Raw genomic sequence first — 15054 nt, forward strand, 5'->3', positions numbered from 1 at the left:
GGATACAGCAAGCTGGAGACACCGATGAAAGCCGTTGGTTACAAGGTTCCGGGACCCATCGCCGAGGACGCCTCTCTGGTCGACATTGATCTGCCTCGGCCTGTCGCTGAAGGAGGCGATATCCTGGTTGAGGTGAAGGCTGTCTCGGTCAACCCGGTCGACTACAAAATCCGCAGCAGCACGCCGCCCGCTGATGGCGATTGGAAAGTGCTGGGATGGGATGCGGCCGGGATCGTGCAAGAGGTCGGCCCGACGTGACGCAGTTCGCGGTAGGCGACGAGGTCTATTATGCCGGATCGCTCATAAGGCCTGGCACCAATGCGGAGTTCCATCTCGTCGACGCCCGGATCGTCGGTCGTAAACCCGCGTCGCTCGACTGGGCGGAAGCGGCGGCGCTGCCACTCACGACGTTGACGGCCTGGGAAGCCATGTTCGATCGCCTGGACGTGACGAAGCCCGTTCCCGGGGCGGCGGCGATCCTCATCATCGGTGGTGCGGGTGGGGTCGGGTCGATCGCCATCCAGATCGCTCGACAGCGCACGGATCTCATCGTCATCTCCACCGCCTCTCGGCCGGAAACCCAGGAGTGGGTTAAAGGGCTTGGGGCTCATCATGTCATCGACCACTCTCGGCCGCTCGCGCCACAGATTGCCGAGCTCAACATCGGCGCTCCCGCTTTCGTGTTCTCGACCACGCATACCGAGCAGCATGCATCCGACATCGCCGAACTGATCGCCCCGCAAGGACGGTTCGGATTCATCGACGATCCCAAGGCGCTCGACGTCATGCTGTTCAAGCGCAAGGCAGTGTCGATCCACCACGAGCTGATGTTCACACGGTCGCTCTACGGCACGCCCGACATGGATGAGCAGGGCAAGATCCTCAATTCGCTGGCGGTGCTGGTGGACGACGGCAAAATTCGCACGACGCTAACCGAAAAATTGTCGCCAATTAATGCCGCCAATCTGAAGACGGTGCACGCACTGATCGAAAGTGGCGCGGCAAGAGGCAAGATTGTCCTCGAAGGCTTCTGATGACTGCCACCGCCGAACGTCTTTTCTAACCTCAAGAACGCCGGACGGATTACGCCACGGCGAAGGAAATTTCATGACGAAATCCATTGCCACCGCCTCGATCAACCGCGAAACCGCCGTCGCCCTCATCGACGCGGCGATCGCCGCGGCACGTACAATCGGCATCCCGGCTGCGGTCGCCGTCGTCGACGCCACCGGTAACCTGCGCGCGTTCGAGCGCACTGATGACGCGCCGTTTCTCACCGTCGATGTTGCCATCGACAAGGCTTGGAGTTCCGCCTCGTTTGGGTACCCCACCCATGTCTGGAACGACTATGTTTCGAACGATCCAAAAGTGGCGCCGCTGGCCTATCGCCCCCGGATGGTCGCTGTCGGCGGAGGCTATCCGATCCTGGAAGACGGGAAGTTGATCGGCGGGATCGGCATCTCCGGAGGCAACTATCAGCAGGATCAGGATGCGTGCGTCGAGGCACTCACGAAAATCGGGTTCGAGCTGCCAGCCTGACGACTTTAAGGCCATCGCCAGCGGCGGTGGCCTGCAGATGCGACCTTATGAAAGACTTTAAGATGGAAGCGTTCGTCGTCTTCACCCGCGAAGAAACCACCGATCCGGAAGAACTCGCAACCTATTCTGCAGGCGTCGGCCCATCGTTCGATGGCCACGACGTAACCTTTCTCGCCGCTTATGGCGCGATGGAGCATTTGGAGGGGCCGCCCGTCGAAGGGGCCGTAATTTTGCGGTTCCCGACGATGCAGGCCGCCCGTGATTGGTATCATAGCCCCGCCTACCAAACCATCGCTGCGCACCGTTTTGCCGGTTCCCGCTATCGCGCCTTTGTCATTGAGGGGCGGCGGTGACACACCGACGGAAGAACGGCGGGGCTGGCCACGAGGTATCGGTCGGCGAACTCGCATCCTACAACCTGTAGGGGATCAAGGCGGTGAGGTTCGCGTGCCATCGCCACACGCGACCACTCATCGGACTTCTGCATCGGAATTGGAGGATCAGATGAGCGTCGACGAACGACAAGCCCCCGAGCTGCGGGTGCAGAGATGGATTGGCGCGGATGGAGAAAGCATCGCGCCGCTCAAGCTGTCGGATCTCGGCACCGGCCCGAAAGTCCTCTTCGCCTTCCAGCACTGGTGCCGTGGCTGCCATTTGCATGGATTTCCGACGCTACAAAGGTTGCATGGTGCATTGAGCGCCAAGGGCGTGGGCTTCGCGGTGATCCAGACCGTCTTCGAAGGAGCGGATGAGAACACCTTCGAGAAGCTGCGCGTGAACCAGCTCAAGTATGCGCTTCCTGTCGCGTTCGGTCAGGACGAGCCACCTGCCGGCGCGACGCTTCCCACCTTCATGGAGGACTACCGCACGCGGGGAACGCCCTGGTTCTCCGTGATGGACGCTGGCGGCCGCATCGTATTCTCGGACTTCCATCTCGACGCCGATCAGCTCGTGAAGGGACTGGAGCTGGTGTAACCGATGCGGCGCTGGGTCATCCTGATTGCCACCCATCTCGCGATGCTCGCCATGGGCTTCGCGGGCGGTGTCTACACGCTGCCGATCCTGACCGCCCCCCAGGCCCCGGACGCGGCGGCCTTGCGGACCATCTCAGCCGAGACGCTCTACGCAGGGCGTCTGGCCCGCGATCTCAAAGGCAGCGACCTGCTTCACTGGGGGGAAGGCGAGATCCGGGTCTCGCGCGACCGTATCGCCCATATCGGGCGCCTCGCCCCTGGTCCCGACTACAAGCTCTACCTCGCACCACGTTTCGTCGACACGAAGGAGGCCTTTCTCCTAATCAAGGACAGATCAGTCCGCGTGGGCGATGTGAAGACGTTCAACGGCTTCATCGTCGAGGTGCCTGCCGGCATCGATGTCCGTGACTACAACACGGTCGTCATCTGGTGCGAAGCATTCGACCAGTTCATCAGTGCGGCAGAGTATCAACCCTCAAGTCAGGCCCGAGAACGAGCCCGGCGATGGATACCATGAGGTCGGCGGGCAAGCGCGGCCTCGTTCTCGCGCCGGTGGCGGCGCTGCTGCTGAGCGTCGCCGCTCTGCTGCTGGGCAATGGCCTGCTGAGCACGCTCCTGATCGTGAGAGCCGGCCATAAGGGGTTCTCGACCGGCGCGATCAGCGCGATGATGTCCTTCTATTTCGCGGGTTTCACGATCGGCGCGCTCGTGTTGCCACCGATCATCGTCTCCGTGGGACATGTCAGAACCTTCGCCGGCTTCGCGGCCATTGCCTCGATGACCGCCCTTCTCCATGTGGCGTTCGTGGAGCCGATCGCCTGGATGCCGCTTCGCCTGATTACCGGCTTCGCCTACGCGGGCATGATCCTCGCAACGGAGAGTTGGCTCAACGCCCACGCATTGCCATCCACACGCGGGCAGCTCCTGTCGATATTCGGAGTTGTCTCTATGGGCTCATGGGCAATCGGGCAGGCGTTACTCAACATCGCACCGCCCGCCGACGTGACATTGTTCCTCATCGTGTCGCTGCTGATATCAGCGGCGGTGGTTCCGATCACCTTGCTGCCCAGTCATCCGCCGGCCCAGGTGGAACAGGAATGGGTCGCGTTCAGGGACCTCGTCCTCGTATCACCTCTCGCTGCGGCTGGCGCTTTCCTGGCCGGCCTGGCTATCGGTGGTTTCTGGGGCATGGGCGCGAACTTCGCCCAGAGCATCGGCCTCGATGTGGGCGGTATCTCCGCCTTCATGGCTGCGGTTCTTGGTGGAACGCTCGCCTTCCATTGGCCACTCGGTTGGCTTTCGGATCGAGTGCCCCGGAATCTTGTCATCGCCGGTGCGGCGCTGGCGTCCGCAGCGTCTGCCATCGGCGTAGCGTTGGCGGTGGAAGCGCCTCTGCCGCTGCTCCTTGCGGCAGGTGCGCTGTTCGGCGGCTTTGGCATCCCGATTTATTCGTTGTGTCTCGCCGTCGCAAACGACGATCTTCCGGCCGGTCGGCTACTCGGCACCGCGCGCGGGCTTCTGTTGCTCAACGGGATCGGGACAGCCGCTGGCCCCCTAATAGGAGCAGCTGCAATGAATATCGTCGGCCCTGGCGGCCTGTTCCTTTATGCGGCGGCGTTGCTCACGCTCCTGGCAGTGCTGGCCATCGCCCGCAGGCAGCCGAGGCGCGCCAACCAGGCCAAGGCGGCCCCCCGTTCTCCGAGCACGCCGATGATAACCGGATCTCTCGATACGATGATATGCATGGAGAAGCGGGCGCAGGGCGTGCGGGATTAGCGCGGCACGGCGCCTGCACGAACCGCGGGGTCAGGCGATGATAGCTGTTACGCGAATTTCGATACGCATGGTTGGAAGCCCCAGCGCTTCGATTCCCAACTGCGTCCAGATTGGAGCGCGGTCGGGCATGTAGTGGCGATACAGCTTGGCCATTGTTTCGTTGATCACGGGAGGGAATCCACCGACGTGATAGGAATTGACGTGGACCACATGCGGCCAGCGTGCTCCGGCGGTCGCGAGCGTCCGTTCCACGTTCTTGAACGCCTGCTCGATCTCTTCCTCAATCGACTCCGGAATGACGAGATCGTCGTTCCATCCGCCCTGTCCGGAGATCTCCACGCGGTCACCAATGCGCATTGCCTGAGAATAATGAAGCGCGTCATGCAGGCGCGTCCCGTATCCGGGGGTGATGAAGAATGAAGGTGTTGTCATGAGTTTGCCTTTGATGAGCCAGGTCAACGCGGCTGCAAGTGACCGTATGCATGCAGAAAGAGATGCAGGGCGTTCGGCACTAGCGCGCCGGCTGCGGTGGAGGGCTTTATTCCACGTCTTCTACGGTGAGGTCCCGGCCGTTGAACTGCACGGTCTCCCCGGCTCGGGCACCCTCGATCGCTTCGAAGATCGGCGCCATCGTGGAAATGCCCATGAGCTCACGCCCCTGACAGGTAAACTTGCTCGTTGACACCGCGATCACAAAGTGGCGGCCGGACAGCTTGACGACAGCGCCTTCGTTGACGGCCAACTTGGGGCCGAAATCGATCGTCCTGAGCTTTTCGAGTTTATTGGCGTAGTCATGGAGCGTGTCATCGAGCGCTTCAGCGAAGTCGCTCGCGACCTCGGCCTGAGCTAGTTCGTCGTTTTCGATCGGTTCGCTCCGATCGAGCCGAGCGGTAGAGACATAGTCCAGGTAGTTTTCGCGAGCGCTGTGCAACGCTGCTGTCTCCAGCAAGAGCATAGTTTCTCGTATGTGGTCCTTGTTCCAGTCCATAATCACCTCCTAATTTTCGATGTTCTTAAAGTTCAGCCTGCAGATGTGTGGGCCAGGAAGGCCAGCCTTTCCGGCTAAGCGACACCGCTATTCGTCGCTGATGACGTCTTCGCCCTGGTATGGAACCCTGATCAGCCGAGGATCTCGAATGATGCTCGTGACGAGCCAGACATATTCCTGCTCGGCGGTATCGAAGCCGAGGATGCTGAAGGATTGGCCGAAAGGGCATGGCGGGAAGTCTGGAAAGCCCTCGCGCAGAACGTAACGCTCGGGATCGCTGTGAAACTCGCTCTTGTAGACTTTCCGTAGTCCGTGCTTGCTCGGCGCGTCCTGGTCACCTGCCGGTGCTGTTTCCCGATGCGCCACAAGGCGCTCGGACAAGTCGCGGGGGCAGATTTCGTGGAACACGTCGAAGGCGTCGATCAACAGGCCTTTATGCTCTGTCGCCGGATCGGTGATCGCGTAGATGTTGGAGGCATCTTCGCCGTCGTCCCCGCTCTCGAGGCGCAACGCCGCATCGACGCGAATGCTGCATGCATCGAGGGTTGACCCTAGTTCGAGATCGACGAGATTGCCGTCCTTGACGCGGTATTCGCGGTCATAGCCTTTGGCGATGAATGACTGGACTGCTTCTAGAACGTCGGTCACCTGGGAGGTCATGGAAGCACCTTCATCTTGAACTGGATTGGACACGCTCGCGCACAAAGCGCGCTGTGACTCGGCGGACGGAGAAGCTCGCGAAGTGCGTTACTCATAGCCACTTGGCCTTCTTGAAGCGCATGAATAGGAGAAGGCAGAACACCGCTATCACTCCGAGCACGACGAAGTAGCCATATGGCGTGTCCAGTTCCGGCATGTGCTTGAAGTTCATGCCATATATTCCGGCGATCGCCGTCGGGACCGCCAAGATCGCCGCCCAGGCCGCGAGCTGGCGAGTGACCACACCGATCCTTTGCGCTTCCAGAAGGCTGCTGGCCTCGAAGACCGTGGACAGGACAAGCAGGAGGCCGTCGACCATGGACTGCACGCGGTGGACATGGTCCGCGACGTCGTGGAAATATGGTGTCATTTCGGCGCTGAGGCAGGGAAAGTGGCCGCGAACGAGCTTTCGCACCAGCTCGGCCATAGCCCCGAGCGTGCGCTTGAACCGCGTGAGTTCGGACCTTAGTTCGAAGATTCGCGCCACCTCTTCTGGCCCGAGGAAATCGTGCAGCGACCGTCGCTCCATCGCCAGGACGTCGTCCTCGATCATTTCGAAGATGGGCAGATACTGGTCGACCACTCGGTGCAAGATCGCGTGCAGCACATAGTCGACACCCTTGCCGAACTGCGTCGGCGATGCCTCGAGTTGCTCCCGAAGTTTGCCCAGCGCTCCGGCATTGCCGTGCCGCACGGTGATAAGGTGATTGTGACCGGTGAAGATCGCCATCTTGCCGTAGCTGATCCGGTCGCCGACCAGCTCGGCGGTCTGGGCGACGACGTACAACTCATCGTTGTAGACCTCGAGCTTGGGCGGGCACAGCGGGTGCATGGCGTTGTCGATCGCCAAAGGATGGAGGTTATACGTCGTCTGGATCGCGCTGAGTTCGTCTGCGGTGGGCTCGCTAAGCGCGATCCAGCAGAAGCCCGAGCGATTCTCGTTTAGTTCGACGTGCTCATCGAGCCTGATTTCACGGACTCGCTTACCTTCGTTGTAATAATATGCGGCGATAATGGTCATGCAGGCCTCGCAGGAATTCGCAGGCCACGCTGTACAGCCGGTCGCGCCAGCCCGCGTTCGAGCCATGCCTGCACGTTCGAATAGCTGCTTAGGCCGAGGATGTCGCCCGCTGCGTAGAATTCGACCAGCGCATTCACCCAGCCAAACGTCGCAATGTCCGCGATCGAGTAATCATCGACAATCCATTCGCGGCCCTCCAGCCGGTGATCCAGGACCCCGAGAAGACGCCTGGATTCATCAACAAAGCGCTGCCGAGGTCGCTTGTCCTCATAGTCCTTGCCGGCAAATCGCAGGAAAAAGCCTAGCTGTCCGAAGGTCGGCCCAACGCCCGACACCTGAAAGAACACCCAGGCCAGAGTCTCGTACCGCTGGGCGGGTGTTGTTGAGATGAGCTGCCCCGTCTTGTCGGCCAGATAGATGAGGATCGCACCGGTTTCCCATATGCCAATGGGCTGGCCGTCAGGGCCAGCCGGATCGATGATCGCGGGTATGCGGCCGTTGGGATTCAACGACACGAACGCTGGATCCTTCGACTCGTTGTTCGAGATGTCGACGAAGTGGGGCTCATACGGCAGGCCAGTCTCCTCCAGCATCATCGAGACCTTGACGCCGTTGGGCGTGGGGGCCGCGTATAGTTGCAAGCGATCCGGATAAGATGCTGGCCAGCGCTGCGTGATGGGAAAGGAGGAGAGGTCTGTCATATCTGGATCCTGGCACTGCGACGGCGGCTGAATGGAATGATCTGCTTCAAGGCCGGGTTCGACGACCGCGTCGATTGACGCGGTCGTCGGAGGTTGCGAACCGGATCGGCGCGGCACTAACGGCAGCGAAGCCTATTCCGCTGCAGCCCCGGCCGCAGGGCTCACATCGCCGGCCTCATGCCGCTTTGGAAGAACCCAGTCGGGACGGACGAAGTGGCAGGTGTAGCCGCCCGGCCGCTTCTCCAGATAATCCTGGTGATCGGGCTCGGCCTCCCAGAACTCGCCGACCGGCTGGACCTCGGTCACCACTTTGCCATCCCACAGCCCCGAGGCATCCACATCGGCGATCGTATCCTCGGCGACGCGCTTCTGCTCCTCGTCGACATAATAGATGCCCGACCGGTAGGAGAGCCCACGATCATTGCCCTGGCGGTTCAGCGTCGTCGGATCGTGGATCTGGAAGAAGAATTCCAGGATGTGCCGGTAGCTCGTCACTGTCGGGTCGAAGACAATCTCGATCCCCTCGGCATGCGTGCCGTGATTACGATACGTGGCGTTCGGAATATCGCCGCCCGTGTAACCCACACGGGTCGAGATGATGCCGGGCCGCTTGCGGATCAGATCCTGCATGCCCCAGAAACATCCTCCTGCGAGAACAGCGCGCTGATGCATGTTAAGCCTCCTCTACTTGATCGAGATATTCACCGTATCCCTCGGACTCCATCTCGTCGCGCGGGATGAAGCGAAGGGACGCAGAGTTGATGCAGTAGCGCAGACCGCCGCGGTCGGAAGGACCGTCCGGGAAAACGTGGCCCAGATGGCTGTCGGCGTGTACCGACCTGACCTCCGTCCGGACCATGCCGTGTGCACTGTCCCGCACCTCGTTCACGTTTGCCGGAACGATCGGCTTGGTGAAGCTGGGCCAGCCAGTACCCGAATCGAACTTGTCCGTTGAAGCGAACAGCGGCTCTCCCGACACTATGTCGACGTAGATGCCAGGCTCCTTGTTGTCGTTGTGCTCACCCGTGAAGGGCCTTTCGGTCCCCGAATCCTGGGTAATCCGGCGTTGCTCGGGGGTCAGGCGGTCAACTGCTGCCTGTGACTTCTCAAACTTCATGATAGTCTCCAATAATTAATCTAGAGAGCTCGACACACTGTCATTTATCTTTGCAGTCATTGCGCCGACTATAGCAGTGCGCCCCAGATTTATCCAATACGCTGCGCGTATAGTTTCCATAGCGCCGAAGCTCTTCACGTCGTGATTCAGTTCCACTCATACCGGGCTGCCAGCTGCGCGATGTTCCGTATCTCGACCGTTGCCGTGGAGCCGGATACTGTCGCGATCACGACTTCGCGCTCCAAGACAAATCCGTCGATCGGCCGAGTGACGAGGCCTTGCACGGTCGGCGATCGTTCCGGAAGAATGCATATGGCGTGGCCGTCAGCGACGACCCGTTGCACCCAGTCCTCGCGATCTGATCGAAAGCGAGGTCGCATGAGCAAGTCCCGTCGCGCGAAGTGATCGAGGATCCGATCGCGAAACTCGCATTTCAGGCGATCGACGAAAGGAAACTCGAGCAGGTCTTCGCCGCGCACGATCTCGTTGGCAGCCAAGGGATGGTTTGCAGAACAGCCGAGCACGAAGCGCTCCCGAAATAGAGGATGCACATCCAGCTTGCGTTCCGGTCTTGTTTCACGCGGCATGATGCACGCGTGGTATTTTCCTGAAAGCACCTCCGATGTGTCCTCGTTCGACTGGAGCGAGTGCAGCTTGATTTCGATGGATGGCATCTCCGCCAATGCGCTCTCGAAGAATGCCGTAAATTCCTTTGGTCCGACGGTGGGCGCGACGGCGACATCCAGCACGCGGTGCCCCCCCATCGCCCAGTGCTCCGAGTGATTGCGAACGCTCTTCATCGCGACCACCATGCGCCGGAATTCTGCCTCGACGTCATGGCCAAGGCCAGTCAGGCGGCTGTTCTTCCCGTCGCGATAGATCAGCGGCCCGCCAAGCTCATCTTCCAAGCGGCGGATCGCGCGGGTCAGACTTGGCTGTGACACACCGCTCAAGCGAGCGGCCGCTGTGAAATTCAGCGTCTCGGCCAAGTTGATGAAATAGCTGACTTGATTGAGTTCCATAGTCCTTTGGCCCACGCGCCTGACTGATACCTCTTCCGTGAGACCGCCTTTGGAAAGCAGGTCGCAGAAGTATGCTTGGCGCATATAATCATGGTATAGGGGCTTGTCTATATGATGCGCCAGACATATAAATGATAGCCTGAGATGACGATTACCGGTTGGCGGTGCGCTCCGCTCAGCTCCGTCGAAGGTTCTGAGAGCGCAACCGCCAAGCCGCGAGCTGGAGGTTTGATGGACATGGCAGAAACAACATTCACGTTTGCGAGTGGAGCTGGCTCTCAGCTTTCCGGGCACCTCGAACCGCCAGAGGGAACGCCGCGGGGCTGGGCGATCTTCGCCCACTGCTTCACCTGCGGGAAAGACAGTCGCGCCGCCGTTTACATCTCGCGCGCGCTGTCGCGTGCGGGCATCGGGGTCTTGAGGTTCGATTTCGCCGGAACCGGGATCAGCGGTGGGTCGGGGGAACCTGTGAGTTTCGCGTCGGACGTCGAGGACCTTAGGGCTGCCGCAAAGGCGATGGCGGCGGCGGGTATGTCACCCTCCCTCCTTGTCGGGCACAGCCTGGGTGGCACCGCTGCGATCGTAGCCGCGGCCGAGTTGCCTGATATTGCGGCGGTGGCGACGATTGGTGCGCCGGCCGACCTTCAGCATATCTTGCGGCTCTTCGGACCGAATGATCTGGACACCATCGCGAGCGAGGGCGAGGCCTCGGTGGAGATCGCCGGTAGGCCCTTCCTCATTCGCCGAGGGTTCCTTGAGGCGGTTGAGGGGATCGACGTCGAGAAGGCCATTGCCTCCCTGCGACGGCCGGTGCTGGTCATGCACTCTCCGCTGGATCAGGTGGTCGGCATCGACCACGCGTCGCGCATCTTCGTCGCGTCCAGGCACCCTAAAAGCTTCATCTCGCTCGACAACGCGGATCACCTTCTCACCGACGTCGCGGACGCGAACTACGCTGCGGCCATGGTGGCGGTTTGGGCGAGCCGCTTTCTCCCACCACTCACGGCGGATCTTCCGCAGGTCGAGGTTGCGGAGGGCGTCGTCGCCACCGAAACTCTTGCAGGGACGTTCCAGCTCAAGGTCCGCAGCGGCGAGCACACTCTGTTCGCCGACGAGCCAGCATCGGTCGGTGGCCTCGGGACCGGACTATCTCCCTACGAGCTCGTATCTGCCGGCCTCGCAGCCTGCACGGTGATGACGATGCGTCTCTATGCGAACCGCAAGGGCTTTCCGCTCGAACGGGCGAGCACGACCGTGCAGCACGAGAAGGTGCCGGACATGATGCCACCCGACCGGTTCACCCGCACCATTGTCCTCGATGGGCCGCTGAGTGATGATCAGCGCGCTCGGATCCTCGCGATCGCTGATCGGTGTCCCGTCGATCTGAGTCTCATCCGGGGTTCGGACGTGCAGACCGAGCTCTTGAGCGCCAGTCAGGCTGCGGATCCCGCGAGGCTGGCTTGACCGTGGCGCACACGGAGGAGGGCGAACGGACTGTGAGCCAATCGCCTACCGGCAATAGGGCGGCCGCGACAGAGCGAGCAATTCTCGCAGGCGGCTGCTTCTGGGGCATGGAGGATTTGCTGCGCCGAGCCAGGGGAGTCATTTCGACGCGTGTCGGTTACACAGGCGGAGAAATGCCTGATCCGACCTACGCGAGACATTACGGCCATGCGGAAGCAGTGGAAGTGACCTTCGACCCTTCCGTTCTCGCCTATCGCTCGCTCTTGGAACTCTTCTTCCAGATACATGACCCCACGACCTACGAGCAACAAGGCAGCGATGTCGGTCCGAGCTATCGATCGGCGATTTTCTACACCACCGAAGTGCAGAAGGAAGTCGCCCTCACAACCATCGCGGAAATCGAGGCATCAGGAAGCTGGCCAGGCCCGGTCGTGTCGGAGATCAACCCAGAAGAACCCTTTTGGGAGGCGGAGCCAGAGCACCAAGAATACCTGGTGCGCTATCCTGGGGGCTATAGCTGCCACTTCGTGCGCCCGACCTGGCGGTTGGACCGCTCAGACGAACGCCCAGCTGTAATACTTGACAGAAAGAGTTGATGATGACCGAAACCGTGACTAATCAGGCCGCCTGGCAGAAAGCGCCGGGGCAGCCACTGAGGATCGGTGTCACCGCTCTGCCGCATCTGGCGGCGAACGAGATATTGATCCGCAACGCGGCCATCGCGATCAACCCACTCGACTGGATTCTGCAGGACGTCGCGCTTTTGCCATGGCTCGACTATCCCGCGATTCTCGGCAGCGACGTCTCCGGTGAGGTCGCGGCGGTCGGTGGCGCGGTCGAGCGGTTCAAGGTCGGCGATCGAGTCATCGGACAGGCGGTCGGGACAACCGTAAATCAACCTGCGCAGGGTGCGTTCCAGCACCACACGATCGTGCTGGACCACATGGCGGCGCCGATCCCCAACAACATTGCCTTCGCTGATGCGGCAGTCCTCCCGCTTGGCCTTGGCACCGCCGCAAGCGGGCTCTACGGACGGACACAGTTGGCTCTCGCGCCACCGTTACACTCGCCGACCGCGCGTCCAGAGGTCGTTCTGGTCTGGGGTGGATCGTCGAGCGTTGGCTGCAACGCCATCCAGCTCGCGGTGGCGTCGGGCTACAGGTGCGTCGCCACCGCTTCGGCGCGCAACGTCGGCCTGTTGAAGGAGCTGGGTGCAAGCGAGGTTCTTGACCACTCGAGTCCAGCCATTGTGGAAGACGTGATTGAGGCAATGCGCGGGCGCAGTCTCGCTGGAACGCTTCACGCGACCGGTCACATGAAAGACTGTTTTGCCGTAGTTGCGAGATGCGAGGGCTCGCGCCGGGTGGCAGCGACGCTGGCCCCGCCCGACGAGCGTTCATTTGGAGTCGAGGCGACGCACATCTCCGGGACGAGCCTCAAGGATGACGAGGTTGGTCCAATGATCTACCGCGAATTCCTGCCGCAGGCTCTCGCGGCGCGCACGTTCGTCCCCGCCCCTCCGGCGAAGATCGTGGGCCAGGGCCTTGAAATGCTCCAGGCTGCCTTGGAAGCCCTGAAGGCGGGTGTATCCGCAGCGAAAATCGTCGTTACCCTGCCTTGAGTGACCAGCCAGGCGGTTTTTCGCGTTCGCAGTCTGAGGTGGCCCGCACTTTGCCGATTGGGAAGCTCTACCGGGAAAACGCGTTTGGGACGCGCGCTGCGCTCCTGCCGGAGCATGCGTTCCCGAAACCTGTTCCCGACTGCTTTTCCCCGAAACTACCTATCGGACATAGAGAAATGGGAATGCAGCGAGTGGTTTGAACGGCCGCTTCCGAAACCGCGTTCCGATCAATTGAGCGGCTAAAAGTGGGGCGATCACCGACATATTAGAATGAGACCGCCATGCCCGATCGGCCGGCTTGACGCGTAGCCAAAAGAATGCGGCTGATGGTAGGCTCGCTGACATTATGAAGCCCCGCCATCTGAGCAGCGTTGAGCTGCCGCAATTGCGAGTCTCCTACGCGTCGTCGTTCTTCTCGCGGTCCACACCTCGCTCATGCAATTCGGCATCGACGGGGCAGTTCGTGCAGCCCTCGTAGCAGCACAAGCGGCAGATGCGGTATGACTGCTCGAGGTTTTCCAAGCGATTTCGGAGAACGCGTTCAGCGATGTCCGATAAGGTTTTCAGTTCGTCTGGATTAAGGATCGATAGCCCTTCGGCAATCACTTGATCGCGCGAGGCCAGGACCTCGTCGCTCGCGACCTTGCCAGTTGGAGTAAGATAGAGGGATCGCGCGCGCCCGTCTGTCGAATGCTCCCTACGCTCGATCAATCCCTCGCTTACCAATCTATCCACCAGGCGAACAGTTCCAGCATGTGAAAGGCCCACCCCGATCGCAAGCATACGGATCGAGAGCCCGGGCTTGTGCGCGAGCAACGCCAGCGCTGAGGCGGCGGGTCCAGCTTCCGGCGCCCGCGATGAACTAGCGCGAACGATGTCGTCGCTGATCATGAGTGCGAACGCCCCGAAAATGTTTCGATCTCGAGGTCCATCCATTGCCACATCTATATGTGCGCGGAGCATAGACAGCAAGCCATACCGTGGTCCTCTTCCTCCGCGCGGCTTGTGGAAAATGTCCTGTTTTAGAAGGGTTTCGGAGGATTTCGACTGATCGAGCGCGCCGAAAAAAACGGGTCCGGCTCGTTAAGGCCGCGGAACCGTTGATACCTGGCGGCTATAGGGCAAGCCTTTTCGCTCGGAATCGCCGTAGGTCGCGCCCGAGAATCACTCCGCGTCAGCGCTGTCATCCAGGCCGCGCAGGTGCAGATCAGCGAGACCTAGCTTGCCCCCGGCGTCGCACTTCCATCGTGTCACCGCGCGCGATCACGATTGTATCAATCCCATTGAGGAACAGTCCGTGCTCCACGACGTCGGGGATTGCGGCGATCGCTGCTACGATTTCGGTGGGCATGGTTATCTCGTCCAGGGCCGCGTCCATCCGTACAGGCTGGACGTTTGCCAACGGGCTATAGGCCCACCCGGAGCGCCAGCCCCATCAAGTCAAAATCCCGCAAAGGTCGCGCGTTTGCTGGGTAAAGGCATCGCCGATGAGGATGGCTTCGTGAGGCAGCGAAGCGCGAACCAGCCGCTCGACATATCTCGCTTATTAGTATATGCGTCGCGCATATACTGCAACGCCTGCCCGAAGCACGTAGACGACGTTCGTGACGTTCCCACGGGACCACTGTTGAGGAATTTTAGATGAGCATTTTCGACCGTTATGAATTTCTTGTCCCCGAGCACGGTCGGAGGGATCTTGGCCTGCTTAGATGGGCTCTCGTGATCGTATTTCTGTGGTTCGGCGCGATGAAGTTCACAGCGTACGAGGCCTATGGTATCGCCCCGTTTATCGAACACAGCCCGATCATGAATTGGCTCGGCATGTTCGGGACGCAGGGGCAAAGCTATTTCATCGGCGTTATCGAGTTATCGACCGGTCTCGTTCTGATCCTTGGTGCATTTCGTCCACTCTTCTCTGCGCTAGGCGCACTAATGTCAGCAGCGACCTATCTGATCACGCTGACCTTTTTCATCACCACTCCAGGTGTCGCGGAGCAGACTGCCGGCGGCTTTCCTGCGATTTCGGCTGCACCAGGGCAGTTTCTACTGAAGGACGCAGTTCTGCTAGCGGCGTCCCTCGTGCTGCTGCGTGCTTCGGTCCGCCACAGAGGGGCGCTTGTGCCCTCGTGACT

Annotated in this window: 20 protein-coding genes; 11 read left to right on the forward strand and 9 right to left on the reverse strand. The window is 60.8% G+C overall.

Annotated features, from left to right (window positions below; all coding sequences use genetic code 11):
- Nucleotides 1-24 precede the first annotated feature (24 nt).
- The 7 genes from C2U37_RS25360 (at nt 25) to C2U37_RS13640 (ending at nt 4289) form a co-directional block, all read left to right on the forward strand.
- Nucleotides 25-258: an alcohol dehydrogenase catalytic domain-containing protein gene (locus tag C2U37_RS25360; RefSeq protein ID WP_442778402.1), complete on the forward strand. Its 234-nt coding sequence runs from the start codon at nt 25-27 to the stop codon at nt 256-258.
- Nucleotides 255-1034, forward strand: coding sequence for a zinc-binding alcohol dehydrogenase family protein (locus C2U37_RS13615; RefSeq protein ID WP_442778403.1), 780 nt, complete (start codon nt 255-257; stop codon nt 1032-1034). Before C2U37_RS25360 ends, C2U37_RS13615 begins: the two co-directional genes overlap by 4 nt.
- A 73-nt stretch (nt 1035-1107) precedes the next feature.
- Entirely contained in the window at nt 1108-1539 is a 432-nt protein-coding gene (locus C2U37_RS13620) for a GlcG/HbpS family heme-binding protein (protein WP_004357630.1), read from the forward strand.
- A gap of 62 nt (nt 1540-1601) precedes the next feature.
- The gene (locus C2U37_RS13625) at nt 1602-1892 is read left to right on the forward strand and encodes a DUF1330 domain-containing protein (protein ID WP_011191344.1); all 291 of its coding nucleotides are present in this window, start codon (nt 1602-1604) and stop codon (nt 1890-1892) included.
- A 151-nt stretch (nt 1893-2043) separates the two neighbouring features.
- Nucleotides 2044-2514 (forward strand): TlpA family protein disulfide reductase, encoded by a 471-nt coding sequence (locus C2U37_RS13630; RefSeq protein ID WP_011191345.1) that lies wholly within the window; start codon nt 2044-2046, stop codon nt 2512-2514.
- A 3-nt stretch (nt 2515-2517) separates the two neighbouring features.
- Nucleotides 2518-3030: a DM13 domain-containing protein gene (locus tag C2U37_RS13635; RefSeq protein ID WP_004357637.1), complete on the forward strand. Its 513-nt coding sequence runs from the start codon at nt 2518-2520 to the stop codon at nt 3028-3030.
- Nucleotides 3018-4289, forward strand: a complete 1272-nt coding sequence (locus tag C2U37_RS13640) for an MFS transporter (RefSeq protein WP_004357638.1) — start codon at nt 3018-3020, stop codon at nt 4287-4289. Before C2U37_RS13635 ends, C2U37_RS13640 begins: the two co-directional genes overlap by 13 nt.
- A 30-nt stretch (nt 4290-4319) precedes the next feature.
- Here C2U37_RS13640 and C2U37_RS13645 read toward each other — a convergent pair whose 3' ends face one another.
- From C2U37_RS13645 to C2U37_RS13680, 8 genes are all read right to left on the reverse strand, one after another.
- Nucleotides 4320-4721, reverse strand: a complete 402-nt coding sequence (locus C2U37_RS13645) for a RidA family protein (protein WP_004099044.1) — start codon at nt 4719-4721, stop codon at nt 4320-4322.
- 106 nt (nt 4722-4827) lie between these two features.
- Nucleotides 4828-5277, reverse strand: a complete 450-nt coding sequence (locus tag C2U37_RS13650; protein WP_004099042.1) for a hypothetical protein — start codon at nt 5275-5277, stop codon at nt 4828-4830.
- A gap of 87 nt (nt 5278-5364) precedes the next feature.
- Nucleotides 5365-5937: a hypothetical protein gene (locus C2U37_RS13655; protein ID WP_004099040.1), complete on the reverse strand. Its 573-nt coding sequence runs from the start codon at nt 5935-5937 to the stop codon at nt 5365-5367.
- Between the two features lie 91 nt (nt 5938-6028).
- Complete coding sequence (locus C2U37_RS13660) at nt 6029-6997, reverse strand: magnesium and cobalt transport protein CorA (RefSeq protein WP_018716208.1); 969 nt, start codon at nt 6995-6997, stop codon at nt 6029-6031.
- On the reverse strand, nt 6994-7698 hold the full coding sequence (locus C2U37_RS13665) for a glutathione S-transferase N-terminal domain-containing protein (protein ID WP_004099038.1): 705 nt from the start codon (nt 7696-7698) through the stop codon (nt 6994-6996). Before C2U37_RS13665 ends, C2U37_RS13660 begins: the two co-directional genes overlap by 4 nt.
- A 132-nt stretch (nt 7699-7830) precedes the next feature.
- Nucleotides 7831-8328, reverse strand: a complete 498-nt coding sequence (gene msrA / locus C2U37_RS13670) for a peptide-methionine (S)-S-oxide reductase MsrA (protein ID WP_004357647.1) — start codon at nt 8326-8328, stop codon at nt 7831-7833.
- Between the two features lie 43 nt (nt 8329-8371).
- Entirely contained in the window at nt 8372-8815 is a 444-nt protein-coding gene (gene msrB / locus C2U37_RS13675; RefSeq protein ID WP_004099035.1) for a peptide-methionine (R)-S-oxide reductase MsrB, read from the reverse strand.
- Nucleotides 8816-8961: 146 nt separating this feature from the next.
- Nucleotides 8962-9837: a LysR family transcriptional regulator gene (locus tag C2U37_RS13680; protein WP_011191349.1), complete on the reverse strand. Its 876-nt coding sequence runs from the start codon at nt 9835-9837 to the stop codon at nt 8962-8964.
- A 231-nt stretch (nt 9838-10068) separates the two neighbouring features.
- Between C2U37_RS13680 and C2U37_RS13685 the strand changes: the two genes are divergently transcribed.
- From C2U37_RS13685 to C2U37_RS13695, 3 genes are all read left to right on the forward strand, one after another.
- Entirely contained in the window at nt 10069-11301 is a 1233-nt protein-coding gene (locus C2U37_RS13685) for a bifunctional alpha/beta hydrolase/OsmC family protein (protein ID WP_103243973.1), read from the forward strand.
- A gap of 107 nt (nt 11302-11408) precedes the next feature.
- Nucleotides 11409-11897: a peptide-methionine (S)-S-oxide reductase MsrA gene (gene msrA, locus C2U37_RS13690; protein WP_045269765.1), complete on the forward strand. Its 489-nt coding sequence runs from the start codon at nt 11409-11411 to the stop codon at nt 11895-11897.
- Nucleotides 11897-12922, forward strand: coding sequence for a zinc-binding alcohol dehydrogenase family protein (locus C2U37_RS13695; protein ID WP_004357654.1), 1026 nt, complete (start codon nt 11897-11899; stop codon nt 12920-12922). The genes msrA (C2U37_RS13690) and C2U37_RS13695 overlap by 1 nt, the downstream gene beginning before the upstream one ends.
- A 396-nt stretch (nt 12923-13318) precedes the next feature.
- On the opposite strand, the gene C2U37_RS13700 is transcribed toward C2U37_RS13695, so the two are convergent.
- On the reverse strand, nt 13319-13813 hold the full coding sequence (locus C2U37_RS13700) for a MarR family winged helix-turn-helix transcriptional regulator (protein WP_004099028.1): 495 nt from the start codon (nt 13811-13813) through the stop codon (nt 13319-13321).
- Between the two features lie 750 nt (nt 13814-14563).
- Here C2U37_RS13700 and C2U37_RS13710 point away from each other — a divergent pair.
- Nucleotides 14564-15052 (forward strand): YkgB family protein, encoded by a 489-nt coding sequence (locus C2U37_RS13710; protein ID WP_018429614.1) that lies wholly within the window; start codon nt 14564-14566, stop codon nt 15050-15052.
- Nucleotides 15053-15054 lie beyond the last annotated feature (2 nt).

The sequence above is a fragment of the Aeromonas sp. ASNIH1 genome (assembly GCF_002934285.1).
In the GTDB taxonomy this organism is placed as follows: domain Bacteria; phylum Pseudomonadota; class Gammaproteobacteria; order Enterobacterales; family Aeromonadaceae; genus Aeromonas; species Aeromonas caviae.

What these genes read in the sequence shown, in the direction of transcription:
- C2U37_RS13685 (WP_103243973.1), top strand. Translation starts at nt 10,069, where the DNA reads ATGGACATGGCAGAAACAACATTCACGTTTGCGAGTGGAGCTGGCTCT.
- C2U37_RS13650 (WP_004099042.1), bottom strand. Translation starts at nt 5,277, where the DNA reads ATGGACTGGAACAAGGACCACATACGAGAAACTATGCTCTTGCTGGAG.
- msrA (WP_004357647.1), bottom strand. Translation starts at nt 8,328, where the DNA reads ATGCAGGATCTGATCCGCAAGCGGCCCGGCATCATCTCGACCCGTGTG.
- C2U37_RS13655 (WP_004099040.1), bottom strand. Translation starts at nt 5,937, where the DNA reads ATGACCTCCCAGGTGACCGACGTTCTAGAAGCAGTCCAGTCATTCATC.
- C2U37_RS13695 (WP_004357654.1), top strand. Translation starts at nt 11,897, where the DNA reads ATGATGACCGAAACCGTGACTAATCAGGCCGCCTGGCAGAAAGCGCCG.
- C2U37_RS25360 (WP_442778402.1), top strand. Translation starts at nt 25, where the DNA reads ATGAAAGCCGTTGGTTACAAGGTTCCGGGACCCATCGCCGAGGACGCC.
- msrA (WP_045269765.1), top strand. Translation starts at nt 11,409, where the DNA reads ATGGAGGATTTGCTGCGCCGAGCCAGGGGAGTCATTTCGACGCGTGTC.
- C2U37_RS13630 (WP_011191345.1), top strand. Translation starts at nt 2,044, where the DNA reads ATGAGCGTCGACGAACGACAAGCCCCCGAGCTGCGGGTGCAGAGATGG.
- C2U37_RS13700 (WP_004099028.1), bottom strand. Translation starts at nt 13,813, where the DNA reads ATGATCAGCGACGACATCGTTCGCGCTAGTTCATCGCGGGCGCCGGAA.
- C2U37_RS13620 (WP_004357630.1), top strand. Translation starts at nt 1,108, where the DNA reads ATGACGAAATCCATTGCCACCGCCTCGATCAACCGCGAAACCGCCGTC.
- msrB (WP_004099035.1), bottom strand. Translation starts at nt 8,815, where the DNA reads ATGAAGTTTGAGAAGTCACAGGCAGCAGTTGACCGCCTGACCCCCGAG.
- C2U37_RS13665 (WP_004099038.1), bottom strand. Translation starts at nt 7,698, where the DNA reads ATGACAGACCTCTCCTCCTTTCCCATCACGCAGCGCTGGCCAGCATCT.
- C2U37_RS13680 (WP_011191349.1), bottom strand. Translation starts at nt 9,837, where the DNA reads ATGGAACTCAATCAAGTCAGCTATTTCATCAACTTGGCCGAGACGCTG.
- C2U37_RS13635 (WP_004357637.1), top strand. Translation starts at nt 2,518, where the DNA reads ATGCGGCGCTGGGTCATCCTGATTGCCACCCATCTCGCGATGCTCGCC.
- C2U37_RS13660 (WP_018716208.1), bottom strand. Translation starts at nt 6,997, where the DNA reads ATGACCATTATCGCCGCATATTATTACAACGAAGGTAAGCGAGTCCGT.
- C2U37_RS13640 (WP_004357638.1), top strand. Translation starts at nt 3,018, where the DNA reads ATGGATACCATGAGGTCGGCGGGCAAGCGCGGCCTCGTTCTCGCGCCG.
- C2U37_RS13645 (WP_004099044.1), bottom strand. Translation starts at nt 4,721, where the DNA reads ATGACAACACCTTCATTCTTCATCACCCCCGGATACGGGACGCGCCTG.
- C2U37_RS13710 (WP_018429614.1), top strand. Translation starts at nt 14,564, where the DNA reads ATGAGCATTTTCGACCGTTATGAATTTCTTGTCCCCGAGCACGGTCGG.
- C2U37_RS13625 (WP_011191344.1), top strand. Translation starts at nt 1,602, where the DNA reads ATGGAAGCGTTCGTCGTCTTCACCCGCGAAGAAACCACCGATCCGGAA.